Annotated in this window: 26 protein-coding genes; 14 read left to right on the top strand and 12 right to left on the bottom strand. The window is 68.6% G+C overall.

Translation table 11 applies throughout. The annotated features are described in order from the left end of the window. Positions 1-3: 3 nt before the first annotated feature. Complete coding sequence (locus tag JOD67_RS08120) at positions 4-1,371, bottom strand: alpha/beta hydrolase (RefSeq protein ID WP_205116723.1); 1,368 nt, start codon at positions 1,369-1,371, stop codon at positions 4-6. Between the two features lie 141 nt (positions 1,372-1,512). Here JOD67_RS08120 and JOD67_RS08115 point away from each other — a divergent pair, with 141 nt between their 5' ends. From JOD67_RS08115 to JOD67_RS08105, 3 genes are all read left to right on the top strand, one after another. Next, positions 1,513-2,277 carry a glycoside hydrolase family 16 protein gene (locus JOD67_RS08115; protein WP_205116721.1) on the top strand — a complete coding sequence of 255 codons (765 nt, stop codon included), beginning with the start codon at positions 1,513-1,515 and terminating at the stop codon, positions 2,275-2,277. Positions 2,278-2,391: 114 nt separating this feature from the next. Then, positions 2,392-3,273 (top strand): class A beta-lactamase, encoded by an 882-nt coding sequence (gene bla, locus JOD67_RS08110; protein WP_205116719.1) that lies wholly within the window; start codon positions 2,392-2,394, stop codon positions 3,271-3,273. A 42-nt stretch (positions 3,274-3,315) separates the two neighbouring features. Next, positions 3,316-4,116, top strand: coding sequence for a methyltransferase domain-containing protein (locus tag JOD67_RS08105; protein WP_205116717.1), 801 nt, complete (start codon positions 3,316-3,318; stop codon positions 4,114-4,116). Here the strand turns inward: JOD67_RS08105 and JOD67_RS08100 are convergent. Then, positions 4,113-4,898, bottom strand: coding sequence for a helix-turn-helix domain-containing protein (locus JOD67_RS08100; RefSeq protein ID WP_205116715.1), 786 nt, complete (start codon positions 4,896-4,898; stop codon positions 4,113-4,115). The genes JOD67_RS08105 and JOD67_RS08100 overlap by 4 nt on opposite strands. A gap of 86 nt (positions 4,899-4,984) precedes the next feature. Here JOD67_RS08100 and JOD67_RS08095 point away from each other — a divergent pair, with 86 nt between their 5' ends. Beyond that, positions 4,985-5,344: a nuclear transport factor 2 family protein gene (locus JOD67_RS08095; RefSeq protein ID WP_205116713.1), complete on the top strand. Its 360-nt coding sequence runs from the start codon at positions 4,985-4,987 to the stop codon at positions 5,342-5,344. On the opposite strand, the gene JOD67_RS08090 is transcribed toward JOD67_RS08095, so the two are convergent. Together JOD67_RS08090 and JOD67_RS08085 are read right to left on the bottom strand one after the other, a co-directional pair. Beyond that, on the bottom strand, positions 5,341-6,516 hold the full coding sequence (locus JOD67_RS08090) for a winged helix-turn-helix domain-containing protein (protein ID WP_205116711.1): 1,176 nt from the start codon (positions 6,514-6,516) through the stop codon (positions 5,341-5,343). The two genes, JOD67_RS08095 and JOD67_RS08090, sit on opposite strands and share 4 nt — an antisense overlap. A 10-nt stretch (positions 6,517-6,526) precedes the next feature. Then, a complete protein-coding gene (locus JOD67_RS08085; RefSeq protein WP_205116710.1) occupies positions 6,527-7,387 on the bottom strand; it encodes a phosphoribosylaminoimidazolesuccinocarboxamide synthase in 861 nt (286 codons plus the stop codon). A 213-nt stretch (positions 7,388-7,600) separates the two neighbouring features. On the opposite strand from JOD67_RS08085, the gene JOD67_RS08080 reads away from it, so the two are divergent. Continuing rightward, positions 7,601-8,221, top strand: a complete 621-nt coding sequence (locus JOD67_RS08080; protein WP_205116708.1) for an FMN-binding negative transcriptional regulator — start codon at positions 7,601-7,603, stop codon at positions 8,219-8,221. Between the two features lie 49 nt (positions 8,222-8,270). Beyond that, positions 8,271-8,705, top strand: a complete 435-nt coding sequence (locus JOD67_RS08075; protein WP_205116706.1) for a cytochrome P450 family protein — start codon at positions 8,271-8,273, stop codon at positions 8,703-8,705. Here JOD67_RS08075 and JOD67_RS08070 read toward each other — a convergent pair. Then, positions 8,688-9,116: a protein-tyrosine phosphatase family protein gene (locus tag JOD67_RS08070; protein ID WP_307782317.1), complete on the bottom strand. Its 429-nt coding sequence runs from the start codon at positions 9,114-9,116 to the stop codon at positions 8,688-8,690. The genes JOD67_RS08075 and JOD67_RS08070 overlap by 18 nt on opposite strands. 38 nt (positions 9,117-9,154) lie before the next feature. On the opposite strand from JOD67_RS08070, the gene JOD67_RS08065 reads away from it, so the two are divergent. After that, entirely contained in the window at positions 9,155-9,628 is a 474-nt protein-coding gene (locus JOD67_RS08065; protein WP_239553764.1) for an RNHCP domain-containing protein, read from the top strand. 247 nt (positions 9,629-9,875) lie between these two features. Here the strand turns inward: JOD67_RS08065 and JOD67_RS08060 are convergent, their stop codons facing one another. Further along, positions 9,876-11,852 (bottom strand): glycoside hydrolase family protein, encoded by a 1,977-nt coding sequence (locus JOD67_RS08060; RefSeq protein ID WP_205116701.1) that lies wholly within the window; start codon positions 11,850-11,852, stop codon positions 9,876-9,878. Between JOD67_RS08060 and JOD67_RS08055 the strand changes: the two genes are divergently transcribed. The 6 genes from JOD67_RS08055 to JOD67_RS08030 all read left to right on the top strand — a co-directional run bounded on the left by JOD67_RS08055 (position 11,851) and on the right by JOD67_RS08030 (position 16,273). Next, a complete protein-coding gene (locus tag JOD67_RS08055; protein ID WP_239553763.1) occupies positions 11,851-12,873 on the top strand; it encodes a mannonate dehydratase in 1,023 nt (340 codons plus the stop codon). The genes JOD67_RS08060 and JOD67_RS08055 overlap by 2 nt on opposite strands. A gap of 63 nt (positions 12,874-12,936) precedes the next feature. After that, positions 12,937-13,992, top strand: a complete 1,056-nt coding sequence (locus tag JOD67_RS08050; RefSeq protein ID WP_205116699.1) for a beta propeller repeat protein — start codon at positions 12,937-12,939, stop codon at positions 13,990-13,992. 17 nt (positions 13,993-14,009) lie between these two features. After that, positions 14,010-14,411, top strand: a complete 402-nt coding sequence (locus JOD67_RS08045; RefSeq protein ID WP_205116698.1) for a PPOX class F420-dependent oxidoreductase — start codon at positions 14,010-14,012, stop codon at positions 14,409-14,411. A 10-nt stretch (positions 14,412-14,421) separates the two neighbouring features. Beyond that, positions 14,422-14,913, top strand: a complete 492-nt coding sequence (locus JOD67_RS08040) for a cupin domain-containing protein (RefSeq protein ID WP_205116697.1) — start codon at positions 14,422-14,424, stop codon at positions 14,911-14,913. Further along, positions 14,910-15,476, top strand: coding sequence for an alpha/beta fold hydrolase (locus JOD67_RS08035; RefSeq protein ID WP_205116696.1), 567 nt, complete (start codon positions 14,910-14,912; stop codon positions 15,474-15,476). The genes JOD67_RS08040 and JOD67_RS08035 overlap by 4 nt, the downstream gene beginning before the upstream one ends. 32 nt (positions 15,477-15,508) lie before the next feature. After that, positions 15,509-16,273, top strand: coding sequence for a phytanoyl-CoA dioxygenase family protein (locus JOD67_RS08030; protein WP_205116695.1), 765 nt, complete (start codon positions 15,509-15,511; stop codon positions 16,271-16,273). Here JOD67_RS08030 and JOD67_RS08025 read toward each other — a convergent pair. Beyond that, on the bottom strand, positions 16,256-17,227 hold the full coding sequence (locus JOD67_RS08025) for an iron-siderophore ABC transporter substrate-binding protein (RefSeq protein WP_205116694.1): 972 nt from the start codon (positions 17,225-17,227) through the stop codon (positions 16,256-16,258). The genes JOD67_RS08030 and JOD67_RS08025 overlap by 18 nt on opposite strands. Positions 17,228-17,364: 137 nt before the next feature. On the opposite strand from JOD67_RS08025, the gene JOD67_RS08020 reads away from it, so the two are divergent. Beyond that, positions 17,365-18,270 carry a hypothetical protein gene (locus tag JOD67_RS08020; RefSeq protein WP_205116693.1) on the top strand — a complete coding sequence of 302 codons (906 nt, stop codon included), beginning with the start codon at positions 17,365-17,367 and terminating at the stop codon, positions 18,268-18,270. Positions 18,271-18,302: 32 nt separating this feature from the next. Here JOD67_RS08020 and JOD67_RS08015 read toward each other — a convergent pair whose 3' ends face one another. The 5 genes from JOD67_RS08015 to JOD67_RS07995 all read right to left on the bottom strand — a co-directional run bounded on the left by JOD67_RS08015 (position 18,303) and on the right by JOD67_RS07995 (position 25,436). Then, positions 18,303-18,629: a hypothetical protein gene (locus JOD67_RS08015; protein ID WP_205116691.1), complete on the bottom strand. Its 327-nt coding sequence runs from the start codon at positions 18,627-18,629 to the stop codon at positions 18,303-18,305. A gap of 68 nt (positions 18,630-18,697) precedes the next feature. Continuing rightward, positions 18,698-19,666 (bottom strand): GlxA family transcriptional regulator, encoded by a 969-nt coding sequence (locus JOD67_RS08010; protein WP_205116689.1) that lies wholly within the window; start codon positions 19,664-19,666, stop codon positions 18,698-18,700. A gap of 823 nt (positions 19,667-20,489) precedes the next feature. Continuing rightward, positions 20,490-21,818 (bottom strand): MFS transporter, encoded by a 1,329-nt coding sequence (locus JOD67_RS08005; RefSeq protein WP_205116687.1) that lies wholly within the window; start codon positions 21,816-21,818, stop codon positions 20,490-20,492. A gap of 166 nt (positions 21,819-21,984) precedes the next feature. Then, positions 21,985-24,144, bottom strand: coding sequence for a glycoside hydrolase (locus tag JOD67_RS08000; protein WP_205116685.1), 2,160 nt, complete (start codon positions 24,142-24,144; stop codon positions 21,985-21,987). A gap of 32 nt (positions 24,145-24,176) precedes the next feature. Further along, on the bottom strand, positions 24,177-25,436 hold the full coding sequence (locus tag JOD67_RS07995) for an MFS transporter (RefSeq protein WP_205116683.1): 1,260 nt from the start codon (positions 25,434-25,436) through the stop codon (positions 24,177-24,179). Positions 25,437-25,477: the final 41 nt, after the last annotated feature.

Raw genomic sequence — 25,477 nt, 5'->3', positions numbered from 1 at the left:
CGGTCACGGGATCCCGACGCCGGGTATCTTGCTCCACGCCTGGGCCTGCCTGGCCGTCATGGCAGGCCAACGGCGTTCGCCCGGGCGGGCGAACGTGCGGCTCTCGTAGCGGGCGGGTGTGTAGCTGGGGTTGAAGAAACAGCCCGTTCCGTACGTCGCGTCGGCCGAAGGACAGCGCTTTGCGATCGACTGCGCCGACGGCTTGCGCCCGTTCCGCACCCAGGTGACGAGCGCGTCGAGCGCGGTCGCGTACTCGGCGTCGCTCAACGCGCTGTGCTCGTGCTCGTTCGTGAACACCTGCTGGAGCCAGCGCGCGTTGCCGGCGACCGCGACGCTGCTGCGGTACGCGGACTCGTGCTCGACGACCGCCGTCGGATCGTCGATCGCGTGCATCGTCAACACAGGAACGGAAATCTCGCCAGTCAGGTCGCTGTCGTAGGACAGGTCGCGCTTCGCGGTGGGGTCGGCGCCGAACCGTTTCGCGCCGAGGTTGAGCGCAACATCGTCGTGCGATCCGCGGTACCAGACGCCCTGGTTGGAGAAAGGGTTCCGCCCGCCGAGCCGCTGATGGACGATGTCGCGGAACGTGAACGTCGCGAAGCTCAGGTGGGAGGCCAACGTACGTTCGGGCAAGCGGGTCACGGCGAGGAGGTCCGCGAGGTTGCGCTGTTGCAGGGGCGTACGTTCGGCTGCCGGCGACTCGATCCCCGTACACTCCTGCAGCCGTGCCCGGAGCCCGCCGCTCGTCATCGTCGAGCCGGCGCGAAGCCCCATCCACAACGGGTATTGAGGTTCGTCGGGGCGTGGGTGGTTGCGGCAGTAGTACTGGTAGATCACCCGGAGGTCGACGCGCGCGTTGTAGCCGCGGGAACCTCCGCCCAGGACGCCGTTGGTGAGCAGCACGCCGTCGTACCGGAAGGACTCGGCTGCCTTCGCCGCGACGTTCCCGCCCCACGACTGTCCGTGCAGGATCGTCAATCGGGGTTGGCCGAACATGCTGACGAACCATCGCCGGAGCGCCTCGGTGTCGCGCACCGCCATCTGTGTGCCGTACCCGCCGCGGGGGTACGAGGAGCCCGCCCACGCGTATCCCTCGCGCACCATCGCCGCCCAGCGGTTGAGGTCGTCGACCGTCCGCGCCTGTCCGGGCGGGCCGAGGTCCGGGCCGCCGTGCGCATGGAGGACGAGCGACCCGTTCCAGTTGGCGGGGATCGCGACCGAGTAGAACGCGCCGTTCGCGTCCTGCCCGTTGAAGCATCGCGTCCCCGCGGGCACACGGTCCGGGCACGGAGCCGTCGGCGGCGACGAACCGGTCGCCGCGACGACAGGGCTGACGAGCAGGGCACCGACCACGATCATCGAGGCGAGCATCCGCGACCTCCCACACCATTGGGTGGCCGTGACGCTAGTCACGCGGAGGGCGGCGACCGAGGTTCCGGTCATTGTGTTCAAGGCGGGCTCGTCGCTTCGGTATGTTCGTGCCAGCCGGGCAGGTGGTGTTGGGAGGACTCGATGGACAGGCAGCTCGTGTTCGAGGACGACTTCGACGGGTCGGAGCTCGACAGAGGCGTGTGGCTTCCGCACTACTTCCCGGCCTGGAGCTCGCGCGCGGCGACGAAGGCCACCTACGAGCTCAAGGACTCCCAACTCTGGCTGACCATTCCCATCGACCAGGGCCTGTGGTGCGAGCAAGAGCACCCCACGCCGTTGCGTGTCTCCGGCATCCAGTCCGGCAACTACTCCGGCCCCGTCGGCAGCACGCAAGGGCAGCAGCCGTTCCGGGACGGGCTCGTCGTCAGGGAGGCGCAGGACACCTTCTGGGGATGGACGCCGGAGTACGGGCGACTCGAGATCCGGCTCAGGGGCGAGGTCACCCAGCGCTCCATGGTCGGCGTCTGGATGATCGGGCTCGAGGACCGGCCCGAGCGCTGCGGGGAGATTCTGCTGAACGAGGTGTTCGGCGAGTCGGTGAAGGCCGGCGAGTCGTGCGAGGTCGGCGTGGGTCTCCGCCCGTTCCGCGACCCCGACGTCGCCGACGCGTTCACCGCGCCGCGGCTCGCCGTCGACGTGGCCGACTTCCACACCTATGCCGTCGAGTGGACCGCGGAACGGGCCGACTTCTTCGTTGACGACGAGCAGGTCCACACCAGCGCCAAGCCGCCGCGGTACCCCATGCAGATGGAGATCGCCGTCTTCGACTTCCCCGACAAGTCCACCGGCGACGACCACGACGCGGTCCCCGCGCTGGTCGTCGACTGGGTCCGCCAGTACGCCTGACCAGGCCATATACCCCAGACGCATCGAGACATAATGCATGCGTCTTGGACATAAGCCGTCCCGTCCGATGGGCTGAGGCACGCAAGCCGAAACCCCACCGGGAGGGACCCCCACATGCAACGCAGGACGAGAACGGTCAGCCGCCGGAGCCTCCTCGGCGCCGGCTTCGCGCTCCCCGTCGCCGGCCTGATCCCCGCCAGCCAGGCCGCCGCGGCCAGGACCACCGTTCGCGACATCGAGCGCCAGTACGGCGTCCGCCTCGGCGTCTACGCCCGCAACCTCGCCACCAAGCGGACCCTCGCGCACCGCGCGTACGAACGGTTCGCGATGTGCTCCACGTTCAAGACCCTCGCCGCCTCCGCACTCCTGCGCGACCACGACCAACACGGCGAGGTCCTCGCCAAGAGAATCACCTACACAGCAGCCGATCTGGTCGCGAACTCCCCCATCACCGAGCAGCACGTCGCCGACGGCATGACCAACCGCGAGCTCTGCGACGCCATGCTCCGCTTCAGCGACAACACCGCCGCCAACCTGGTCCTGCGCCAGCTCGGCGGCCCGCGCGCGATCACCCGATTCGCCCGCAGCGTAGGCGACTGCACGAGCCGGCTCGACCGGTACGAGACCGAGCTCAACACCGCCCACCCGGGCGACCCGCGCGACACCACCACCCCGAACGCGCTCGCCGCCACCTACACGAAACTCCTTGTAGGCAAGGCACTTCCGGCACACGACAGAGCCACTCTCAAGGCCTGGATGCTCGACAACCAGACCAGCGGCACCAGGTTTCGCGCCGCCCTCCCCGAGGGCTGGACGCTCGCCGACAAGACCGGCGGCGGTGGGTACGGCAGCAACAACGACGCCGGCATCGCTTACCAGCCTGACGGAACGCCGATCGTGATCGTCGTGATGGGGCGTACGTTCGACCCCGACGCCACCGCCGACAACCGCCCGATCGTCGACGTCGCGCGGCTGGTGTTCGATCGGCTCGGCTGAAACCGCAACGATTCTGCAATCGCCGGCGCCATACTGCACGGCATGAGCGAGGAGTTCAGCCAAGTCAGCGACCAGGCGGCCGTGTTCTACGAAGAGTTCCTGCTGCCCGCCCTGTTCGCGCAGTGGACGAGCGTCATGCTGGACGCGGCGAACGTCGGGCCAGCAGACCGCGTACTCGACATCGCCTGCGGCACAGGCGTTCTCGCCCGCGCCGCGACCGAACGCGTAGGCAAGCAAGGCGAAGTCGTCGGAATCGACCGCAATCCGGGCATGCTCTCCGTCGCTCGGACCAAGGCGCCGGAGATCACCTGGCAGGAGGGCCTCGCCGAAGAACTCCCTTACCAGCAAGAAGAGTTCGACGCGGTCGTGTGCCAGTTCGGGCTGATGTACTTCGACGACCAGCGCGGAGCACTCGCGGAGATGTGGCGAGTGCTCCGCCCTGGCGGCAGCATCGCGGTCGCCGTCTGGGCCGGGCTGGACCAGGTCCCCGCCTACCAGGGGTTCAACGCCATCGTCGGGCGCCTCTTCGGTGCCGAGGCAGAGCGTGCGATGAACGCGCCGTTCTCCCTCGGCGACCCAGCGACGCTGAGCAGTCTGGCGACCGAGGCGGGCATCCCCGACGCGAGAGTCGTCACGCACCGGGGGACCACACGCTTCCCGTCGATGGACTGGTGGGTCACCGCGGACGGGAAGGGCTGGCTGCTGGAACGGTACGTGGACGACGCCGGCCTCGCCCGACTGCTCGAACGGGCGACGGACGTACTGGCGGAGTACGTCACCGCCGATGGCCGCGTCGAGTTCGCGATGCCCGCGAACCTCCTCAGCGCGACCCGAACGAGCTAGCTGCCAACAAGAGCAGCGGCCGTCTCGGCCGACGCAGGATAGAACGTCTCGATCGCGAGCTCCGACACCGTCACGTCCAGCGGCGTACCGAACACCGTCGTCATGCTGAACATCGACAGCTCGAGCCCGGAAGCGAGCCGATAGCGCAGCGGTACGACGAGGGAGTCTCGCGGCAGCGGCTCGTCCGGCGACCCACCCGGCAGCGAACGAAGCTCGTCCAGCAACGCGAACAACACCGGGTCGCCGGTCACGTCGGCCTGCCGGGCGAGCCGGCCGAGCAGATGTGCCTTCCACTGCGCCAGGTTGACGATCCGCGGCGCCATGCCCTCGGGATGCAGGCTCAACCGCAGCACATTGATCGGCGGTTCCACCAGCCACGACGCGGCACCGGCCAGCAACAGCGCGGTCGGCTCGTTCGACGCCACCAGCTCCCAGTGCCGGTCGACGACGACCGCGGGGTACGGATGCGCGTCCAGGAGCTGGTTGACCGCCGCCGAAACTACCGACATCGGCGCCTCGCTCAGCTCGTGCTCGGGATACACCGGCGCGAAGCCGCCCGCGAGCAGCACCTCGTTTCGCTGCCGGAGCGGAACTTCCAGATGTTCCGAAAGGTGCAGGATCATCTCTCGCGTCGGCCGCGCCCGGCCGGTCTCGACGAAGCTGAGATGGCGCGCCGAAACTTCCGACGAGTTCGCCAGCTCGAGCTGGGTCAGCCGCCGGCGCTGCCGCCACGTACGCAACAGGTCGCCGACGGTCGGAGCGCGATCGGTCTGAACGGTCATGCCCCTATTCCAGCCCAACCACCGCCGCCCTGCCATGACCTCCGAGGTAATCGACCGGCCGCACCGAGCGAGCCGAGCATGGCGGCATGACAAACCTCCACCAGCTCGTCACCGACTACCTCCAGACCTGGAACCTCACCGACGACGCCCGCCGCGACGCGATCGTGCGGCTCTGGGCGGACAAGGGCCGGTACGTCGACCCGCTCGTCGACGTCCAGGGCCACGACCAGCTCGACGCCACGATCGCCGCCGTGCAAGGACAGTTCGCCGGCCTCACGTTCAGCCTGCACGGAGACATCGACGCGCACCACGACGTCGCGCGCTTCCAGTGGGGCCTCGGCCCCGCCGGACAGGAGCCGCTCGCGATCGGCTTCGACGTCCTGACCGCGAACGAGGAGGGCCGGATCGAGAGCGTCGTCGGCTTCCTCGACAAGGTCCCGGGCTAGGCCCCCGGCGAGGTCGCCAGCTGGAAGCGCTCGAAGCGACTCAGCTCGGCATCGATCAGAGCCTGGTGGGACCGCTTCGAGCCCCGTCCCACCCACGTCCACTGCTGCACGAGCAGCGCGCCCTTGTCCCGGTCGGTCTTGAGGTCGATTACCGCGACGACCTCGTCGCCGACCAGGACGGGCAGCGAGAAGTAGCCGAAGACACGCTTCGCCTTCGGCACGTACGCCTCGAACAGGTGGTCGTAGTCGAAGAACAACGAGAGGCGCTTGCGCAGGATGATCAACGGGTCGAACGGCGACAGGATGTGCACCAGCTGCTCATCCGCAGCCGGCGGGACGGCGTCGAGCGTCGCAGGCGCGGCCCAGTGCTTCGTCTTCCCCGCGCCCTCGAGGTCCACCGGCACGAGCTCGCCTCGCTTCACCCGCGCCTCGATCAGGGCGAGGACGGCGGCCTTCACCGGCGGGCGCTTGAGGTGGCACGTGGAGTCGATACTCACCACCCCCTGCGCGAGCAGCGCGCGATCGAGCATGTACGTGTGCAGCTGCCGCGCGGTGGCGGCCCTCGGCAGCTTGTCCCAGCCGAAGTGGCGCTCGGTCAGCTCGTACGTCTTCACCATCCCGGACCGTTCGCTGACCGTGAGCTCGCCGCGGCCGAACGCGACCTGCAACGCTCCCTTCGACGGCTTGCGGCTCGCCCAGGGATGGTCCTTCTCGACCAGCACCTCGTCCTTGAAGTCGCGGATCGTCTGCGCGCCCTCGGCCCGGATGAGCCGCACGACCCGGCGCACGTCGGCGAGCGTCACCGCCCCGTGCCAGGGCGCGATCTCCGCACGACGTTCGGCCATCATCGCCGCCACATAGAAGTGGAAGTCGCGGACCGGGACGTACGCCAGCGCATGCGTCCAGAACTCGAAGATCGACTTGTCGACGGTCTGCGCCTGGCGCAGGTCGGCGCGCGAGTACGACGGGATCCGGCTGTAGAGGATGTGGTGGTGGCAGCGTTCGATCACGTTGATCGTGTCGATCTGCACGTAGCCGAGGTGCTCCACCGCAGCCCGCGTCGCAGCGGCACCGGCGCCGAACGGCTCCCGGGTGTCCAGCCGTTGGGCATGCAGCCAGATCCGACGGGCGTCGGCCTTGCTGAGCGTACGAGGCGTGGGTGCGGGCGGCATGGGGGAGACGCTAGCGGCCCCCACCGACACCTTCCTCCCACCGCGCGCCGGTGAGCTGCTCGTACATCGCGATATAGCGGCGCCGCACCTCGGCGACGACGTCGGCGGGGATCTCGGGCGCGGGCTCCTGCTTGTTCCACCCGGTCGACGAGGCCCAGTCGCGCAGGTACTGCTTGTCCATCGAGTGCTGCGGCCGCCCCGGCTCCCAGTCCTCGACCGCCCAGAACCGCGACGAGTCCGGCGTGAAGACCTCGTCGGCGAGGACGAGCCGCCCGTCGGTGTCGCGCCCGAACTCGAACTTGGTGTCGGCGACGATCACGCCGCGTTCCCGCGCACGCTCGACGCCCCGCGCGTACAGGCCGAGGGTCAGCGCGCGAAGCTGGGCAGCGGTTTCGGCGCCGACGAGGGCGACGACCTCGTCGTACGTCATCGCCTCGTCATGCCCCTGACCGACCGGCACCTTCGTGGACGGCGTGAAGATCGGCTCGGCGAGCTGGTCGCCCTCCCGGAGCCCGGGCGGCAGTTCGACGCCGGAGATGGTGCCGCTCTCGCCGTACGAGAGGAGGCCGGTGCCCGCGAGGTAGCCGCGCGCGATGCACTCGACGGGCACGATCTCGACCTGCCGGCAACGGATGGCCTGACCCTTGAGCTCGGCGGGGACGTCGTCCGCGCTCAGCACGTGGTTGGGGATCAGGTCGGCGACCTGGTCGAACCACCAGAGCGACAGCGCGGTCAGCACCTTGCCCTTGTCGGGGATCGGCGTCGGATGCACGATGTCGAACGTCGAGACCCGGTCCGACGCGACGAGCAGGATCTCGCCGGGACGGTCGGAGTAGATGTCGCGGACCTTGCCTTTGTGCAGCAGCTCCATGCGCCTCAGTCTCGCAGCTCAGGCGCGTCACTCCCCATCAGGTCCCACACGCGGCTTTCGCCCTGAGAATCCGCCTTGTTTCCAAGCACCTTCCCAGCAAACGACTACTCCCGGGTGCGACTGTGAAGTGAGGGCCGAGCGCTCGGTCGAGCATCCCCACTGCCGGAGATCGAGCGTTCGGCCCTCTTGCCTGGGCAGGACAAGATGGGAGACATGTACATCCCGTCGCACTTCGCCGCGGACGACGCCGTCGTGCAGGATCTGCTCGCCCACCATGGTGCGGGCAACCTGATCACGGCGACGCCCGACGGCCTGCTGGCCACGTTGCTGCCGTTCATCTACGACCCGTCGGTCGGTGCGCACGGCGCGCTGCTCGGGCATCTCGCGCGGAACAACGTGCAGTGGAAGACGCCGGTGAACGGTGCGGCGCTGGCGATCGTGGCGGGACCGGACGCGTACGTGACGCCCGCGGGGTACGCCTCGAAGGCCGAGCACGGCCGCGTCGTGCCGACGTGGAACTACGTGACGGCGCACGTGTACGGCGAGCTCGTGGTGCATGACGACGTGGTCTGGCTGGACGAGCTCGTCCGCCGGCTGACCACGAAGCACGAGGCCGCGGCCGCCTCGTCGTGGACGGTCGACGACGCGCCGGAGGCCTTCGTCCGCGGCCAGCTGCGCGCGATCGTCGGCGTCGAGCTGGTGATCAGCCGGATCGAGGCCAAGGCGAAGCTCTCGCAGAACCGTTCGGAGGCCGACGTCGAGGGCACGATCGCCAACCTCGCCGCCCGAGGCGAGACGGCGACAGCCGAGGCCATGCGTACGGTCGCGGGCTGAGCTATCCTCCCATTCAGATGTTCACAACATCTGAATGAGGAGGCCATCCATGGTCGGCCTGACCCTGCTGCTCAACCCGCTCCGGACGCGGCGGACGTGGGTGGCGCCAGGCACGGTCCGGCCGCGGGTCGAGGCGGCGGCTCATCGGCTGCTCGACCGGCTGCCGGACAAGGAGGTCGTCGACCTGGTCGAGCACTTCGCCGAGGGCGGGTGGCGCGAGGCGGGGACGTCGGGGCTGATCGCTTACGGCATCGAGACGTTGCTCGCGAACGAGGACCAGCTGACCGCCCTGCTCGACGACCTGAGCCTGATGCCCACCGTGGTCGAGCAGCTCCCACGGCGCGACAACGTCGCGGAGCTCGCGCGGCTCGAGACCGAGGTCGCGCTGACCACGTTGCTGCGCCGCTTCCCGCACCTCACGTTCGGCGGCAGGCCGCGGCGCGCTCCGGACGGCACCCTCGCCGAGCTACCGATCCGCCTCTGACGCCGCGAACCACAGAACGAATCGCCGCTGCCCCGGCGTCTCCACCGCGTGCCGCCGGTAGTTCTGTCGCACCCACCCGACCGCGTCGGCCGCGGGTTGCCCGGCGAGCACGGCCATGCAGGCGAGCACCGTTCCGGTCCGGCCGTTCCCGCCGCCGCACGCCACCTCGACGCGTGCGCCGGCACGCGCCAGCGCGTACGCCGAACGGATCGACGCGGAGGCCGCCGCCCGGTCGCGTGGGGAACGGAAGTCCGGCCAGTCGATCCACTCCGCCGGCCACGCGGGCTCGAACCCTCGAGGCTTGCCGAGATACAGCCCGAACTCCGGCAGCGGCCCCGGCGGCAGCGGCTTGCGCCGGCCCCGACCGCGGACCAGCGTCCCGTCGGGCAGCGCGATGGCACCGGTCAACACGTTCCCATTATTCGGTTGACGCGCGACCGCCGCTGCTGATGGGGTTGGCGCGGACGCCGGAGCAGCCGGCCAGAGCGAGAGGGGGCGGTCACGATGGACATCACGCCCCGTCACTTCGCTCTGAGAGGTTCATTGGCTTGGCATTCGCTCGTACGTTCCAGTGCGGACACTGCGGCGTAGAGGTCTCCCTCGACGCCCCTGGCACCACGCATCGCAATCACTGCCCGAGTTGTCTGTGGTCGCGCCATCTCGACCGCAACGTTCCGGGCGACCGGAAGGCCGACTGTTCGGGCGGCATGGAGCCCATCGCCGTCACCGTTCGCGGTGAGGGTCGCTGGGTCCTGGTCCACCGATGTACGAACTGCGGCCGGCTCCGGCTGAACAAGACCGCCGGCGACGACAACGTGCTGCTGTTGATGCGGCTCGCCGCGTTGCCGCTGACGATGCCGTTCGTCCCCTTCGCCGCGGACCCCGTGCCCGCGACGGCACCGAACGGATCCCGAAAGCGGTAAGAGACGCAGAAAGCCGCCCTTCCCAAATAAGGACTCGCGCGGATGCCGCGCCAGAGGGAGAGCGCGGTGAACGCCCGGCACCGGCTTGGGATGCAGAAAGCCGCCCTCGGGGGTAGGGCGGCTTTCTGTGGACGACACATGATCGCCCAACGAGGCAATGGCGACGGCCGGGGGTGCCGACACCTACCCCGTTGTCTGACCAACGTCCCCAGGGTCGACTTGGTTAGCCCTTCTACGACACCGACGGCTAGCGGATCCAGTACGAGTAGAGGTCCGCGTTCACCACGCTGAACTTCAACCGCACCTCCTTGCCGGCGAGCTGCGCCAACGTGCGGCCGCCGGACCAGCGGACGGTGGAGTCGAGGCGGTCGCCGCGAAGCGGGAGGGCCTGCCGTACGCCGTAGCCGGGGAGCTCGTTGCCCGCCGCGTCCAGCACCGAGACACGGATCTCGCCCTTCGGGAACACCACGTGGTTCACGTGCAGGTCTCGACCGGTGAACACCAGCGGCTTGGTCACCAGCTCGCCCGCGTCGCCCGTTCCCGGGAGCGAGCGGTTCGTCAGCGACACGAAGCCGTCCCGCCGCCAGGTCGCGAGTCCGGTCTGCCCGCGGTGGTTGTCGCGGTTCGGGTCGGTCGGGTCCGCGCCTCCGTGCCCGTTGTTGAAGCCGGCGTAGTAGAGCCGAATCTCCTTGTCCGTCACGAGAATGTTCGACGCCGTGTAGAGCGCGCCATCGTCCCATGCGCCGCCGAGGCTCGGCTCGAGCAGCGAACCGCGCACGGGCCGGACCCAGCGCAGCAGGTCGCGCGACACCGCCACCTGCGGCAGCACCGGCCCGTCCGCCGCAGACGCGTACTGACCGGCGGTGTAGTTGAGCGTGAGGAACACCCACGGCAGGCCGATGTACAGACCCTCGTACGGCAGGATCGGCATCCCGTAGATCTGCCCCTCGAGCCCGCCGATCGACTCGGCCAGACCGTCGTCGGCGTAGTCGCCGCTGGTCGCGAGCTGCGGCTCGGTCCAGGTCAGGAAGTCCTTGCTGGTCGAGACGAACGCCGACCGCTCGTAGATCCCCGGCGTGCGCGAGGTGAACATCCGCTTCTTGACCGACGCGATGTAGAGGTCGCGCGTCTCGTCGTACGCGACCTGCGACACGTCGCCGTCGAGCAGCAGCGGGTCGGGCGACAGCGGCGTCCAGTCGAGCCCGTTCGGCGACTTCCAGCCGTAGTAGCCGTTCGGCCCGCCCTGGAACTTCATCAGCAGGAACGTGCGATCGGCCGGCGCCTTCGGGTTGTACGCGATCGTGCCCGATCCCTGCAGCACGATGTTGGTCTGCGAGGCCGGAATGTCCTTGTACGCAACGCGTCCGACGTGCGGCTTCACCCAGTCGACGCCGTTCGCGCTCTCGGCGTAACACATGTGGTAGTTCGGCGCGACGTCGGAAAAGCAGGTGTACCAGAGCTTGTACGTCCCGCCGATCTTGAACGTCGAGCCGTACGTGTACGCGCTGATCTCCCACGGCTTGTCCGCGCGCACGACCGGGAGCTGCCGCTTCTGACCCGGATGAACGACGCGTTCCAGATCGTGCGTCGACTCGATCCGGTAGTCGTCGAGGAAGAGCTCGCGGTCGCGGCCCAGCGCCTTGTCGTACGGCAGCGGGACCTGCCGCAACGTGACCTGGTCCCAGTACGAGTCGCCGACCGCCGCGACGTCCGCGAAGATCCGCAGCGTCACGTGCGCGGTCTTCGCCGGCGCCGTCCCGGTGAGCGTGACCGTCTGGAACTCCGTGCCCGGGCCGGGCGTGACGGACTTCGTGGTCAACAGGTTCTGGTCGAAGTCCCAGAACTCCAGCTCGAAGCTGGCCGGCGCGCCCGTCCGGAGGCGCACCTTCGCGCTCGCCTCGTACGACGCACCGGTGGTCGCGACCATGCGTTCGGTCCGTACGGCGACCGAGGAGCCCGCGACGTCCTTGACCTCGAGCGAACCGAGCCCGGCGGTGCGCCAGGCGCCGAGGTTGACGATGTTGGCGCCGGCCTCGTTGCCCTCGACGCCCCACGCGAGCGGCTTGGCGGTCCGGTCGCCAACGTCGAAGCCGCCGTTCGCGACGAGCTCGCCCGGCTTCCCCACGACCGGTTCCGGTAAGGGCTGGGCCGCAACCGGCACTCCGCCGGCAAGAGCGAACGTGGCGGCAAGACTGACGGCGAGAAGCTGCACGATCGTCCGCATGCGCGTCACGCTGGACGGAACACCGTTCCATGTCAAGGAGACCGCAATGATCAAGATCGCCGAGATGTTGCCGCCGGTCGAGTCCGCGAGCCGGCTGTGGCGGCTGATGCGGCAGGCCGGCGTCGACTTCGCGGTCGGCGGCCTGCCCTCGCCGGAGAGCCTGACAGCCGGCGAGGCACCGTGGGACTACCTGCCGTTGTTGCGGATGAAGCAGAAGTACGAGAACGCGGGCTTCACCCTCGCCGTCATCGAGGCGCGGCCGCCGCTGAACCTTGTCAAGCGCGGCTTGCCCGGGCGCGACGCGGAGATCGACACCGTGTGCACGTTGCTCGAGAACATGGGTCGGCTCGGGATTCCGGTGTGGTGCTACGAGTGGATGACGGACTTCAACTGGCTGCGGACGAGCACCGACGTACCGTCCCGCGGCGGCTCGGTGGTGAGCGGCTTCGACGCGTCGCTGCTGCGGGACGCGCCGCCGACCGAGCTCGGGCCGATCGGCGAGGACGAGCTGTGGGTGAACCTCGAGTACTTCCTGGAACGTGTGCTGCCCGTGGCCGAAAGTTCCGGTGTGCGGCTCGCGATGCATCCGGACGATCCGCCGCTCTCGCCGATCCGTGGCGTCGGAAGGATCATGCGAAGTCTCGATAATTATCAGAGACTTCTCGACCTCGTTCCGAGTCCGATGAACGGCATCACGTTGTGTCAGGGCAACTTCCGGCTCATGACCGACGACATTCCGGCGGCGATCCGAAAGTTCCGGGACAAGGTCTTCTTCGTTCACCTACGGGACGTCCGCGGAACGGTGGAGGACTTCGTCGAGACCTGGCACGACGACGGGCCGACCGACCTGCTCGAGTGCCTGCGTACGTACCGGGAGGTCGGCTTCGAAGGCGTCCTGCGGCCTGACCACGTCCCCACGGTCGAGGGCGACAGCAACGACCGCCCGGGCTACTCCATGTACGGCCGCCTCTTCGCGATCGGCTATATCCGCGGCCTCCAGGAAGCGGTCTACCGGCTGTAACATCCGCGCGGGCTCGCGACGTCTAGAAGGGGAGGAACTCTCTCCGACCTCGACAGGAGTGCGATGTCCGCCGGAACGTTGTTGCTCACCCTGAGCCTCGCCGTCTCACCACTGCAGTGGAGTCCGGAGCCCACGGGGGTGACGGACGGCGTTCTCTACCGGATCGAGGGGACGACGCCGCACTCGTTGTGGACGGTGGGCATCGACATCACGCGCGACGGTGAGGCGCTCGCGTTCAGCCCGCTCGCGCTCCACCGCGAACGAGGACGGTGGGTGGAGACGAAGCAGCCCGTGACGTCCGGGCGGCTCGACGACGTGGCGGTCCGTCGCCCGTCCGACGTCTGGGCGGTCGGGACCGCGCCGGACGACGTCGACGGGTTGCCGTACGTACAGCACTGGAACGGCCGGAAGTGGGCCGTCGTCAAGTCCCCCGCGTTGCAGCCGGGCTGGGGCGGGTCGTTCACCTCGGTCAGTACGGCGCCGAACGGCGACCTCTGGATCACCGGCAACTCCTTCGCTCTGGACGGATCGGCGTTCGAGCAACTCCTCTACCGCTATGCGAACGGCACCTGGCACCGCATCCCCACCGAGGGCGTGCCTTCTTACCTGTGGAACACGATTCCGCTGTCCCCGCGCGACGTCTGGGCGGTCGGCATCGGCGGGATCGCGCACTTCGACGGGCAGACGTGGACGCCGGCCAAGCTGCCGGGCGACACCGGCCCGCGAGAGCTGAACCTCCAGGACCTCGTGGTGCGCGGGCCGAAGGACGTCTGGGCGGTCGGCCACCGGCCCGACGACACGCTCTGGCGCCGCCCGTTGATCGTCCACTACGACGGGACGACGTGGACCGAGCTCGCGACGCCTGCCGAGACCGGGCAACTGCACAGCCTCCAGTTCGTGGACGGCAAGCCGATCGCGCTCGGCGAGAACCCGGAGAGCGGGCGCGAGCCGTACCTCCTTGTACGGAAGGGCGATGCGTTCGTTCGCGCCGACAGTCCGGAGGGTGCCGGTGCCCTCTACGACTCCGTCCTCGTGCGCGGCCGGATCTGGGCGGTGGGGACCAACGGGCCGGACGGCGACGACGTTGCCGACCCCTATGTCGCTACGAGTAAGTGGTAGTTCACTAGTCTTCCCGGGTGACTGTGCCTCTGAGTGAGCTCACGCGCCGGCTGCTGGATGGTCCGAACTTCGCCGTTCTCGCGACGACGAACACCGACAACAGCCCGCAGACGTCGATGATGTGGATCGGCCGGGACGGGGAGGACCTGATCTTCTCCGCCCGGGCGAGCCGCCTCAAGAACCGCAACATCCGGCACCAACCGTCGGTCAGCGTGATCCTCATGAACGCCAACGATGCCTACGAGTACGTGGAGATCCGCGGCACCGCGACGATCGAGGACGCCGGCGGCTGGGAGCTGCACGACGCGTTGTCGGTCAAGTACGACGGGAAGCCGGCCGACCCCGAGCCGCCGGACTGGGTGCGCGTGGTGATCCGAGTCAAACCGCAGCGGCTGCGCGACTACACGGAGACGGCGTAGCCTTCGGGCCATGTCGTACCCCGAACCCCGCTACTTCGCCGACGAGGGCGTGGTGAGCGCGACGTACCGGCCCGTCGATTCCGCGCCGGAGCTCGTGTACGCGACGGGCACCCATATCCATTACCTGGCGACCGGCGCCAGCACCGACGGCGACTTCGGCATGTATCGCTACGAGATGCCGGCGGCACCATCTGGCCCGTCGGCGCACTTCCACCGGACGATGTCGGAGTCCTTCTACATCCTGTCGGGGTCGATCCGGCTCTACGACGGCTCGCAATGGGTCGACACGTCACCGGGTGACTATCTGTACGTGCCGCCGGGCGGGATCCACGCGTTCCGGAACGAGTCCGGCTCGCCGGCGACCATGCTCATCCTCTTCGCGCCGGGCGCGCCTCGGGAGGGGTACTTCGAGGAGCTCGCGTCGATCGGCGCGAGCGGCCGGAAGCTGACCCCTGAGGAATGGACCGACCTGTACCAGCGGCACGACCAGTACATGGTGTGAACGTCCTCCTCATCCACGGCGGCCTGTGGGACGACATGGACGCCCCGCGGTTCTGGCACTCGCCGGGTGTGGTGGCTGGGCTGGCTGCGCGCGGCTTCGTCGTCGACGCTCCGGATCGGCTGGCTCGGGCTTCTTCCTGGGAGGCCGAGGTGGCGCATGCGTCCTCCTGGCTCTCCCGTGGCCCTGTCGCCGTCGTCGCTGGGTCGAACGGGTGCACGCTCGGCGTCAAGCTGGCATTGACGTACCCCCTGCTGGTGTCTCGGCTGTTGCTGGCGTGGCCGGCTACGCCCTTGCCCGCGCCGTCTGTTCCGTCTGGTTTGTTGGACGGGGAGACGCTGCGCGGCGTCCGCGATGCCGAGCTGGCTTCGTTGCGGCTGCCGGTGGGTGTGTTGCGTGCCGTACCGGAGAATCCGGTGCACGCCTGGCGGACGGCGGACGCGCTGCTCGACCTCGTGCCTGTGGCTGTGGAGCTGCCGGGTTGTACGGAGCCGCCGCGACCCACGTTCGCCGCGGACCTGCCGGGTTTCGTCCTTACCGTCGCGGAGTTCGTCGAAAATCGTTAGCCATCGCGCGACCGGCGGGCGATGCTTGGACGATGCTCACTGATGCGCAACGGTCGGAGTTCGATCGCACTGGAATCGTCAAACTGCAGGGCGTTTTCAGTGCGGACGACGCTGCCCGGATGCGCGAGGTGGTGTGGTCGGAGCTTGGTGATCTGTACGGCATGCGCGCCGACGATCCGTCGACCTGGAACGGTGATCAGTATCTTTCGGGCTTGAAGCGGACCAAGAAGCACAGCGCGTTCGACGCGATTCTTGGACCGGCGCTGGAGGAGGCACTGGACGACGTGCTCGGCCCTGGCTGGGAACGGCCCAAACATCAGGGGCAGGTGCTGGTCACGATGCCGGATTCCGCCGAGTGGCGGGTTCCGCATCAGCAATGGCACACGGACGTAGCGTTCGAAGGGCACCCACGTGGCGTCAAGCACTGGGCGTTCTTCGACAAGGTCGAGCCGGGCGGCGGCGGGACCGTTCAGCTGGCTGGTTCGCACCGGCTGCTTTCCCGTTATCTGGAAGGGAAATCCCTCGCCGAGCGAGAGCTCAAGACCATCCGCGACGGCTTCCTCCGTTCCCATCCCTGGCTGCGCATGCTGACCCGCGACGACGGCGCACCGGACCGCAACGAACGGCTGATGACCGAGACCGACCTCGACGGCCTCCCCGCTCGCGTGGTCGAGCTGACCGGCGAACCCGGCGACGTCTATCTCACCGACCTCTGGATCATGCACGCCAGGCCGCGCAACGCCAGCTCCCGACCGCGGCTGATGCGGAGCCGGGTCTACTCAGCTGGCGGCGAGTGACTTCTTCACGTCGTCGAGGATGCGGTACGCGCCGTAGTAGTTGCTCGCGCCCCAGTACGCGTAGTCGACCGTGAACGCCTTGTTCGCCTTCACTGCTTGCAGGTTCTTCCACAGCGGGTTGTTGAGCGCGGCGTTCTTCTGCGCGGTCTGGCCGTTGTCGGCGTTCGGCAGCACGAACACGACCGGCGCGTCGGCGTCGAGAAGGCGCTCGGGGCTGACCGAGAGGAAGTCCTTGTCGCCGGCGGGCTGCTGCTGGTTCGCCGGGCGCTTGAAGCCGACATCGCCGAGGATCTGGCCGGGGAACGAGGCGACGGTCTCGAACCGGAGCTCGTCGTCGCGCTGGACGCGGATCACTGAGACCTCGATCGCGCCGGGATCGCCGACGGCCGTCTTGACGTCGTTCACGCGCTTGTCGTAGTCCGCGACGATCTCCTGCGCCGTGTCCTCCGCGCCGACGACTTCGGCCACGTCGGTCAGGTGGTTGCGCCAGGAGCCGGTGCCGGTCCACTCGACGAGGACGGTCGGGGCGATCTGGCTGAGCTTGGGCAGGAGTGCCTGCTGCTCCTCGTTGCTGGTCGCCGTGCCGATGATGAGGTCGGGGTCGAGCTTCTGCAGCTGCTCGAGGTTGACGTCCTCGGGCGAGGAGGACGCCGAGATCAGCTGGATCGTGCTGGGGTCGTCGCCGTCGGGGAGGTACGGCGCCCAGCCGTGGTCGGCCGTACCGGGGTCGCCGATCGCGCCGACCGGGCGGTGCCCGAGCTGGACGAGCGCCGACATCGTCGGCCGCCAGAGCGCGACGATCTTCTTCGGGTCGGTGGGCACCTCGACGTCGCCGTTCGTGCCCTTGACCGTGCGCGTCTCGGAACCTGTCGTGGTGGCGCCGGGCTCTGCCTCGGCCCCGCCCCCGCTCGAACATCCGGCCGCGGCGAGTACGAACGCGGTCGCAAAAGCCACAAGCACAACCGATCGGCGCATCTTTCTTCGTCCTCCCTTCGAGTAAGGCTTGCCTAATCTAACAGCTTCCGGACACGGTCCGGAATTGGTAACGCACAGGTGCTGCGCGGGGACGGCCCGTCGACAATCATGGAGAGATGGGCCGGTCTGGGTCGCCGTCGCGTCGCCAGGCGGCTCCCCGTGCCTCCGCGTTCGAGTCGATCGCGTTCGACCTGTATGGGTTGGCGCCGGGTGAGTTCACGGCGGCGCGGGACCGGCAGGTGTCGGTGGCCAAGGCCGCTTCGGACGTGGAGCTGGCGCGGTCGCTCGGGGAGTTGCGGAGGCCGACGCAGGCCGCCTGGTTGGTGAACTTGCTGTGGCGCGACCAGGGCGACGTGGTCGAGCAGCTGCTGACGCTTGGGGAGTCGTTCCGCACGGCGCAGAAGACGTTGGCGGGCGACCAGCTGAGGGCCCTGTCGACGCAGCGGCAACGCTTGATCACCGGCCTCGGCCGACACGCACGCCGGCTGGCATTGGCGGCGGGATTACGGGTTTCGTCGGACGTCGCGCGGGACGCGGAGATCACGCTGGAGACCGCGATGGCCGACGAGGCGTTGGCTTCGCTGATTCGTTCGGGGCGGTTGACGCAGGCGGCCACGTACTCCGGCTTCGGCCCCGTAGCGGCGGGGTTGGTGAACAGCAGTCCGCCGTCGCCGCCGCCGAAGGTGCCGGCCGCGCGCAAGGCACCCGCCGTCGACCCACGCCGCGAGGCGAGGCGCGATGCCGAAGCCACGTTGGGCATCGCGTCCCGCGACGCGGCGGAGTCGTCGTCGAAGCTGACGCAAGCCGAGGTTGACGTCACGGACGCGTCGCGAACCCGCGACGAGCTCCGGGGCCGGATCGAGGAGAGCCGCTACGAGCTGCGCCTCCTGGAGGACCAGCTCCCGGAGGCCGAGCGCGAGCTCCGCACCCTGACCCGCAAGCGCGACCAAGCCAAGCTGACAGACACCCGCGCCCAGCGCCGGTTGGAGAATTCCCAACGGGAGTTGGACAAACTCAGCTAGAGCAGCTGGTTCGGCCTGACGGTCTGGTCGAGCTACGCAGCTGAGTTGCTCTCCGGTGCGGGTTGTGGGACGTTCGCGGCCTTGGCTCTACGACGGATTGCGACGATCACCGCGACCAAGGCGAGGACGCCGCCGGTGGAGCCGAAGATCAGTGGGGCTGATTCGGCCGCGTCCTTGATCTCCGCGTACGTCCGCTCGTCGCCCTGGTCGCTCACGCAGACGTCGCCGGGCTTCATCTGATCGCCACCGCAGGAGACGCCCTGGGCGTTGATGCCGAACCCGATGCCCGCCACGATGACGGCGAGGATCAGCAACGCGATGCTGGGATGCAGTTTCTTCTGAGCACGTGCATGTGCCACGGTATGAACTCCGGTTTTCCCCGCCCACCCAACAGGTTAGCGGCGAAACCCAACCCGCACAGGCGAAATCAACCAGCCACTCCCACCTGCGTGGCCCGGAACCGCGACGGCGGGATGCCGAAGCGGTCGACGAACGCCTGCCGCATCGTCTCCGCCGACCCGAACCCGCACCGCGTCGCCACCCGCGCCACCGGCAGGTCGGACGACGCGAGCAGCTGGGCGGCGGCCTCGATCCGCGCCTGCCGCACGTACTTGCCCAGCGTCAGCCCGAGGTGCGCGACGAACAGCCGCACCAGATGCCGTTCGCTCACCCCCGCCTGCGCCGCGAGCGTCGACGCGGACAGATCCGACGACAGGTTGCCGGCGATGTACGAGACGACCTTGCGTACGACATCGTGCTCCGGCGGCGGCGCCGCGGTGAACATGCTCATCTGCGCCTGGTTGCCCGGCCGCTGCAGGTACGTGACGAGCGCCCGGGCGACCCAGCGCGCCAGCTCCGCGCCCAGGTCCTCCTCGATGAACGCGAGCGTCAGATCGAGCGCGCTCGTCACCCCGGCCGACGTCGCGACGTTGCCCTCCCGGATGAAGATCGGCTTGGGATCGATCGTGACCTTCTCGTACGTCTGGGCGAGCTGGTCCGCGTACCGCCAGTGCGTCGCCGCCCGCTTCCCGTCCAGCAACCCCGCGGCGGCGAGAACGGAGACGCCGACGCACACCGAGGCCACGCGCCGCGACTCCCGCGCCAGCCGCCGGACGTGCCCGACCAACCGGGTGTCGGCGGCCGCCGCCTCGTAGCCCGTGCCGCCCGTGATCAGCAGCGTGTCCAGCGGCCCGCGAACGCTCTCCAACGACTGGTGCGCGAGGAGCTGGAGCCCGGAGTCGCAACTGATCGTCTCCGCGCCCGGGCTGACCACCCGCAGCTCGTACAGCTCGCGCTCGCTGATCAGGTTCGCCATCGCGAACGCGGAGGTCACACAGGCGACGTCGAGCAGCTCGGTGTTCGCGTACGCGACCACCACGACGCGGCGCTTGTCCATACGGCAGACCGTAGCCGAAATGGACAGGGATCCCAGGTTTTCAGACCTTTGAGAGAGTCCCTCGAGTCGTTGGCGTGGCTGCCACCAGTGACCCTTACTGCGAGAAACCCCCGGGTCGTCCGTCAGCGTCGCCAGGCCGGTACCGGATGTTCACCGCGCTCTCCGTCTGGCGTGGCTTTCCGCCGGTGATCCTTATTTCAGACCTTTGAGAGAGTCCCTCGAGTCGTTGGCGTGGGTTCCACCGGTGATCCTTACTGCTCGACAACCCTCGAGTCGTCCGTCAGCGTCGCCAGGCCGGTACCGGATGTTCACCGCGCTCTCCGTCTGGCGTGGCTTTCCGCCGGTGATCCTTATTTCAGACCTTTGAGAGAGACCCTCGAGTCGCTGGCGTGGCTGCCACCAGTGACCCTTACTGCTCGACAACCCTCGAGTCGTCCGTCAGCGTCGCCAGGCCGGTACCGGATGTTCACCGCGCTCTCCGTCTGGCGTGGCTTTCCGCCGGTGATCCTTATTTCAGACCTTTGAGAGAGACCCTCGAGTCGCTGGCGTGGCTGCCACCAGTGACCCTTACTGCTCGACAACCCTCGAGTCGTCCGTCAGCGTCGCCAGGCCGGTACCGGATGTTCACCGCGCTCTCCGTCTGGCGTGGCTTTCCGCCGGTGATCCTTATTTCAGACCTTTGAGAGAGACCCTCGAGTCGCTGGCGTGGCTGCCACCGGTGATCCTTACTGCTCGACAACCCTCGAGTCGTCCGTCGGCGTCGCCAGGCCGGTACCGGATGTTCACCGCGCTCTCCGTCTGGCGCGGCTTCCGCCAGTGATCCTTATTTGGCAGCCGGCTCCTCTGCAGGCGTGTCCAGCGGATGCGCCAGCTCGTCAGCCGGCATCCGGGCCCACAGGACGGCCACGACGGCGAAGACCAGCGGCAGCACGCCGGCGATGATGAACGTCGGCGCCAGCCCGATCCCCGCGCTGACCGGGCCGGCCAGCGCCATCGAGATCGGCATGAACACCAGCGAGACGAAGAAGTCCAGGCTCGAGACGCGGCCGAGCAGCGCCGGCGGGACGCGGCGTTGGAGCAACGTTCCCCAGATCACCATCGGCCCGCTGAACAACGCGCCGATCACGAACGCCGCGCCCGCGATCACCCACACGTTCGTCGCGAACCCGATCAGCACGAACGGCAGGCAGGCCACGCCCCACAGCACGTTCATCCAGGTGAGGTACCGCCGCGGCAGCTTGCGCGACGCCATGAACAGCGACGCCGCCGCGCCAGACAGCCCGAACGCGGCCATCACGATCGCGTGCTCCTGCGGCCCACCACCCGCGCGGTCCTTGATCGCGAACGGGATCAGGACCTCCATCGGGCCCATCATCACCAGGATCATCAGCGACGCGAACAGCAGCGTCGCGAGGAGCCACGGCGTGCGGACCATGTAGACGAAGCCCTCCTTGAGGTCGACCAGCATCGAACGGATCGGATGCTGGTCCTTCGTCTCGGAGGTGTCGCGTCGGAGCGCGACGGGCTTCATGAAGAACAGGAACAGCATCGCGATCGCCTGCGTGACGGCACCGACCGCGAGCGCCGCGCCGGGCGAGTACGCGGCGACGATGAGGCTCGCGATCGCCGGGCCGGCGGCCTGCATGATCACCGGCCGGAGCGTGCCCTCGACACCGTTCGCGGCGAGCAGGTGCTCCGACGGGATGATCGACGGAAGCATCGCGGAGTACGCGGGGTAGTAGAAGCCGCCACCGATACCGCGGATCGTGGCGACCACGACGAGGTGCCAGAGCTGCAGCTGGCCGGTGAGCGCGAGAGCCGCGAGGGCTGCGCCGAACGCGGTCAGGCCGAGCTCGACGATCATCAGGATGCGGCGCTGGGAGATCCGGTCGGCCACGACGCCGCCGATCAGGGCGGTCGCGACCAGGCCGACGGACGTCCCGGTGGCGACCAGCGACAGCTCGCCCGCCTTGCCGCCGAGCGCGATGACCTGCCAAACCATGGCCATCAGCCAGAGGCCGTCGCTGAACACGTTCGCGGTCAGCGACCCCGCGAGCAGCCTGTACTGGCCGTGCTGGAACGGCCTCAGCGGCCCGCGCAACCAGCGCGGCGCACCGTTCGGCGGCGGGGTGACAGTGGTCTGGTCGGACATGAAGGGACTCCCGAGGCGTTGCTGTGAGAGTCCTTCCTACCTGATCGCGCCGACATCCCGCTTGAACGTTTCCGACCGCGACGATGGCGGAGGGCCGTTTGGATGAAGGGCACCTTCATCCAAACCTATTGGATGAAGGTGCCCTTCATCCAAACGAGGAGCTCGGTTACGGGGTGGTGTAGGCGAGGTCGTCGATGAGCCAGTCGTCGCCCACGGGGACGGTGCCGGAGGAAGCGAGCTGGTTGCCGTTGAAGCTGGCGGCGGGTTGGGACGGTCCGAACGTCGCCACGACCGACCCGTTCGCCGACAGCGTCGCCGAGGTCGTCGTCGCCACCAACTTCAAGGAGTTCCAGTTGTTCGCCACCAGCGGAGTCGCGTTCAACGGCGAGCCCCAGGACGCGGCCGCCCAGTCGTAGCGGAACAGCTGGCCGGAAGCGTTCAGCAGCAGGTGGTACGGCGTCGCCGCCGCGCCCGCGGCCGTGGTCCCGAACAAGGAGAACAGCAACCCCTGGTTCGCCGTCCCGACAGCACGCGACTTGAACTCGTACGTCACCGCGCCCGAGGTCGCGTGCCGCCAGGTCGCCCGCGAGATCGCCGTACTGCTCGTGTCCCGCACCCGCAGGAACCGCGACGACAGCCGCTCCGCCACAGCAACGTCCGAAGCGTTCACCACCGTCACGCCCTGCGCGGACTGCACTCCATTCCCCACCGGCGCCGAGCCCGGGTAGTCGTTCTCGAACCCGTCCGTCGTCGTGTACACCTCGAGCTCGTGCAGGAACCCGGCGTCCGTCACCGACGACACGTTCGGGTCCGTCAGCCGCAGGTACCGCGCGACGACCGGCGTCGCGAACGGCCGCAGGATCCCCACCCGCGTCGCCCGAGCGGGCGTCGTCCACGAAGACCCGTCCAGCGACGTCTCGATCCGTACGTCCGTCGCACCCAGCAGGTACGCGGAAACGCCCAGCCCCGTCAGCTCGTACGGCCGATCGAGCCGCACCACGACGGACCGCGACGAAGACACCACCGACGAGTCCGCCCGTGCGTCACCGTCAAACCCGTACGCCGCAAGAGACGCCCGCCCCTGCCCGTACGACGTCAACGGAGTCAGCACCGCGACCTCACCACGCTGGAACTTCGTCTGCAGATCCACCTTGCCCCATTGGGGAGTGTCGGCCTCGACCATCGACTTCCACAGCGCGTGCTGCTTGCCCACCTGATGCCCGGTGTCGCCCGCGGGACAGCCCCAACCCGGCGCGCAGTTGTCGCCGACAACGAGGAACCGGTTCGAGGCCAGAGCAGCGATCCCCAAGTACCCGGACGACCCACGAGTCCGCGACTGGGTCGGATAGTTCACGTACGGGATCTGCTTGTGCAGCCACGTCGCGCCGGTCCCGTCCATCGAGAACCGCAGCACGTTGTCGTTCCGCCCCGACCCCATCACGATCGCGCCGTTCGCCGCCTTCACCAGCAGCGGCGCCGCGCCAGACGCGGACGAGACGATCGAGGGCGTCGACCACGGCCCGTTCCCGGTCGCGTTCGTCGAACGGGAGACGTACAAGTCGATCGAGCCCGAAGCCTGCTTGCGCAAACCCACGACGAGCTGCCCGTGCGACGTCTCCACGATCGATGCCTCGTTGAAGCCGCCGCCGGTGACCACGCGGGACGCCTCGGTCCAGTTCGCGCCGCCGTCCGTCGAGCGCGCGACGACCACAAACGTCGTGCCCGACGCGTACGCGCCGTACAAGGTCACCAGGATCGTCTTGCCGTCGCCGAGCAGGATCGGCGCCTGCTCCACCCGAGCCCACGAGAGCGGCTCGGAGAACGAGAACGTCGCGAGGCCGCCGTTCGCCCAGCCGGTCGGCGTGAGGATCCAGCGCCGGAACTGGTTCGCCGCACCCGGCGGCGCCGTGACCGCGGTGGGCTCGTAGTCGATCGCGACGACCGTCCCAGCGGCGTCGGCGAGACGGATCACGTTCACCATGCCGGTCGTGCCGTCCGGCGACGTGAAGTCCGTCCACGTCGTGCCCTCGTTCGCGGACTGCTTCACCCGCGTACCGCCGGTGCCGACCGCGTCGGTGGCGGTCTTGTACGACATCAGCAGCCGGTTGCTCCGCGTGCCGTCGGCGTTCGTGCGGCTGGCGTCGAACAGCGCCGCGAAGCCGGCGTACGGGAAGTCACCGCCTGCCGTGTTCGTGTAGAAGATCGCGCCGGCGGGAGCGTGGACGTGCTCCACACCGGGGTCGGGTTGGGTCGCGGCGGTGCCCGTTCCCACGAGAGCGAGCACCAGAGCCGGGACGACTGCAAGGACGACGGCGGGTCTCCTCATGAACAGGACCGTGGATGGTACGCCGTTCCATGTCAACGTTCGGGCGGGGATTCGGCACCAAGCTGCACCTCCGCGATCGACCGGACCTTCGGAATCGCCGAGAACGCGATCCAGACCGTCCCCAACGGGATGCCGAGCGCCCCGACCAGCATCGCGGTGTGCGGGCTGAACTGGGTCGCGATGAGCCCGCCGAGGCTCGCGCCGATCGGAACCGCGCCCCAGGACACCATCCGGTAGGCAGCGTTCACCCGTCCGTGCAGGGCGCTCGGGATCACCGTCTGACGGAGGCTTGTCGCGTGCACGTTGGCGATTCCGGTCCCCAAGCCCATCAGGAAGAACACCGAGGCCAGGATCAGAATCGCGGTGCCCTTGTCGTTCATCAGCAGGAGCAGGACCGACGCGGAGTTGCCGACCAGGAACGTGACGAGCAGCACGCGGCCGTACCCGAAGCGCCCCGCGACGCGCGCGCCGAACCACGCGCCGAGGAACGTGCCGACAGCGCCGATCGTGAACGCGAGGCCGATCAGCGCCGCACTCATTCCGAGGTCGCGCACGGCGAAGACCATCAGGCCCACGAGGAAGAGCTCGAAGAAGAGGTTGTAGGTCGTGGACTCCGAGACCAGCGGTCGCAGGTACTTGTTGCGTAGGACGATGCGAAGCCCCTCGGCGACCTCGCGCCAGACGGAACGACCGGCCTTGCGCTCGATGCGCTCGTCGATGTCGATCCGGCTGATCGCGAACGCGGAGACGAGGTAGCCGACCGCGTTGAACAGCACGGCGAACGGCGCGGTGAGCGCCTGCACGAGGAGCCCGCCGAGACCCTTGCCGCCGATCTCGGCGGCGGACTGCGTCGCCGTCAACTTGCTGTTGGCATCGAGCAGGCGCTCGGAGGTGACGACGCGCGGGAGGAACGCGAAGTCCGAGAGCTGGTAGAGAACGGTGAGCATCGCGGCGGCGAAGACGAAGACGTACACGAGCTCGAGGTGCCCGGCGCCGACCCAGATCAGCACCGGGATGCCGCCGATCAGCACGAACCTGCCAAGATCGGCGCCGATCATCAGTGGGCGCTTCCGGCAGCGGTCGACGAGAACGCCCAACGGCAACGTGGCAAGGAGAAACGGTAGGAACTGCATCGTTCGCAGCAGTCCCAACTCGGCGGGCGTCGCGGCCAGCGTGATCAGGGCGAGCAGCGGGATCGCGAGCTCGCCGATCTCCGCGCCGAACCATGACGCGCTCGAGCCGACCCAGAGCCGCCGGAAGTTCCGGTCGGTCCAAGCCCTAACCGTTGTCATGGTTTCGTAGGTTAGGCATAACCAATGTCTAGCACAAGAGG

The organism is Tenggerimyces flavus (assembly GCF_016907715.1).
In the GTDB taxonomy this organism is placed as follows: Bacteria; Actinomycetota; Actinomycetes; order Propionibacteriales; family Actinopolymorphaceae; genus Tenggerimyces; species Tenggerimyces flavus.
The sequence above is the reverse complement of the archived record's forward strand: the minus strand, read 5'-3'. Positions and strand labels throughout refer to the sequence as shown.

Coding starts and splice junctions, on each gene's coding strand:
- JOD67_RS08090 (WP_205116711.1), bottom strand. CDS start 6,516: ATGCCGCCCGCACCCACGCCTCGTACGCTCAGCAAGGCCGACGCCCGT.
- JOD67_RS08080 (WP_205116708.1), top strand. CDS start 7,601: ATGTACATCCCGTCGCACTTCGCCGCGGACGACGCCGTCGTGCAGGAT.
- JOD67_RS08050 (WP_205116699.1), top strand. CDS start 12,937: ATGTCCGCCGGAACGTTGTTGCTCACCCTGAGCCTCGCCGTCTCACCA.
- JOD67_RS08085 (WP_205116710.1), bottom strand. CDS start 7,387: ATGGAGCTGCTGCACAAAGGCAAGGTCCGCGACATCTACTCCGACCGT.
- JOD67_RS08105 (WP_205116717.1), top strand. CDS start 3,316: ATGAGCGAGGAGTTCAGCCAAGTCAGCGACCAGGCGGCCGTGTTCTAC.
- bla (WP_205116719.1), top strand. CDS start 2,392: ATGCAACGCAGGACGAGAACGGTCAGCCGCCGGAGCCTCCTCGGCGCC.
- JOD67_RS08020 (WP_205116693.1), top strand. CDS start 17,365: ATGGGCCGGTCTGGGTCGCCGTCGCGTCGCCAGGCGGCTCCCCGTGCC.
- JOD67_RS08065 (WP_239553764.1), top strand. CDS start 9,155: ATGGGGTTGGCGCGGACGCCGGAGCAGCCGGCCAGAGCGAGAGGGGGC.
- JOD67_RS08060 (WP_205116701.1), bottom strand. CDS start 11,852: ATGCGGACGATCGTGCAGCTTCTCGCCGTCAGTCTTGCCGCCACGTTC.
- JOD67_RS08010 (WP_205116689.1), bottom strand. CDS start 19,666: ATGGACAAGCGCCGCGTCGTGGTGGTCGCGTACGCGAACACCGAGCTG.
- JOD67_RS08005 (WP_205116687.1), bottom strand. CDS start 21,818: ATGTCCGACCAGACCACTGTCACCCCGCCGCCGAACGGTGCGCCGCGC.
- JOD67_RS08055 (WP_239553763.1), top strand. CDS start 11,851: ATGCGCGTCACGCTGGACGGAACACCGTTCCATGTCAAGGAGACCGCA.
- JOD67_RS07995 (WP_205116683.1), bottom strand. CDS start 25,436: ATGACAACGGTTAGGGCTTGGACCGACCGGAACTTCCGGCGGCTCTGG.
- JOD67_RS08095 (WP_205116713.1), top strand. CDS start 4,985: ATGACAAACCTCCACCAGCTCGTCACCGACTACCTCCAGACCTGGAAC.
- JOD67_RS08040 (WP_205116697.1), top strand. CDS start 14,422: ATGTCGTACCCCGAACCCCGCTACTTCGCCGACGAGGGCGTGGTGAGC.
- JOD67_RS08075 (WP_205116706.1), top strand. CDS start 8,271: ATGGTCGGCCTGACCCTGCTGCTCAACCCGCTCCGGACGCGGCGGACG.
- JOD67_RS08120 (WP_205116723.1), bottom strand. CDS start 1,371: ATGCTCGCCTCGATGATCGTGGTCGGTGCCCTGCTCGTCAGCCCTGTC.
- JOD67_RS08030 (WP_205116695.1), top strand. CDS start 15,509: ATGCTCACTGATGCGCAACGGTCGGAGTTCGATCGCACTGGAATCGTC.
- JOD67_RS08000 (WP_205116685.1), bottom strand. CDS start 24,144: ATGAGGAGACCCGCCGTCGTCCTTGCAGTCGTCCCGGCTCTGGTGCTC.
- JOD67_RS08115 (WP_205116721.1), top strand. CDS start 1,513: ATGGACAGGCAGCTCGTGTTCGAGGACGACTTCGACGGGTCGGAGCTC.
- JOD67_RS08100 (WP_205116715.1), bottom strand. CDS start 4,898: ATGACCGTTCAGACCGATCGCGCTCCGACCGTCGGCGACCTGTTGCGT.